This window comes from Paenibacillus sp. 01T422 (assembly GCF_056398785.1).
Window position 1 is genome coordinate 1 of sequence record NZ_JBFTQB010001392.1, and the last position, 988, is coordinate 988.

Annotated in this window: 1 protein-coding gene and 1 pseudogene; both read left to right on the forward strand. The window is 46.5% G+C overall.

The features are described from left to right. The first annotated feature begins 4 nt into the window (after window positions 1-4). A complete protein-coding gene (locus AC1DUA_RS39010; RefSeq protein WP_477504787.1) occupies window positions 5-115 on the forward strand; it encodes a hypothetical protein in 111 nt (36 codons plus the stop codon). Window positions 116-197: 82 nt separating this feature from the next. Next, a pseudogene (locus AC1DUA_RS39015) lies at window positions 198-988 on the forward strand (two-component sensor histidine kinase); the annotation flags it as partial.

The following is a 988-nucleotide window of genomic DNA, read 5'->3' on the forward strand; positions in this document are numbered from 1 at the left end:
GTACATGGACAGTGCGGAAACCCATCTGAAAGAGGTCAATTTGAAATTTATTCCGTATTATGCGTGGGCCAACAGGGGCCGCGGCGAAATGTCCGTGTGGGTAAAAGAGAAGTGATTGCGGGCTAATCCGTCTGTTTTCCTGTGCAGCTCCCAACATGTTATAATGAACCCGATTAACAGCAGGAGATGAGGGTCTGATGGGGTTCATGAAAATTTATCTAGCCTATTTGAAAAATAACTTGTTCATGAGACTGCTGCTCCTGTTTTCACTGATTACGATTATTACGATTATTTCCTTTTCCTTTTTCATGTATCACTCGATGTCGCAAGCCGCGATCAACCGTGAGCTGGATTTACAAAAGAAGGCCATGATGAACGTTAATAATTATTTGGGGCAGAAATATGACTCGGCGCAGTCCATTCTATTCGGGTTATATCGGGATAGTTCGCTGGCCGCGGGTGTGTCCTTCATGCTGCAGCACCCCTTTCAAGAATATGTGCAGCATAGCCTTGAACAGAATAATTTAGGCGGAAACAGCACATGGAATGACGGCTTGGAGTATTTCAATAACCACGTGGAAGATGACGAGGATATTCGCAATTTAATGTTGTACAGCGTGGATCAGCAGGTGTTGTACGTTTTGAGTCACAATCGGCCGATGCGGCTGATATCCACGAACGCGGCGCACTCCTATATCCCGGAGGTGATGGCGCTTGATAGCAAAAGTGTCTCGCTGCCGAATATTTGGGTGCGCGAAGCCGCGGATCAGTGGGATAACCATCTATATGCCATAAGGACGCCGATCAATGATAAGCAAACGTTGAAAAACATCGGTCAGCAGCTCGTGTATTTCAGCTCGGACAGCATTTGGAAAGTGTTATCTGATGAGCAAAAGGATCTGAAAGGGGCCATTCTCGTCCTGTCATCAGAGGGAGGCGTGTTGTTCGACTCCTCGGATCAGTATTATGGCAAGCCTTATCCTAACAT

Bases quoted from the DNA above. Each gene is read 5' to 3' on its own strand.
- AC1DUA_RS39010 (WP_477504787.1), top strand. From the start codon at position 5: ATGGACAGTGCGGAAACCCATCTGAAAGAGGTCAATTTGAAATTTATT.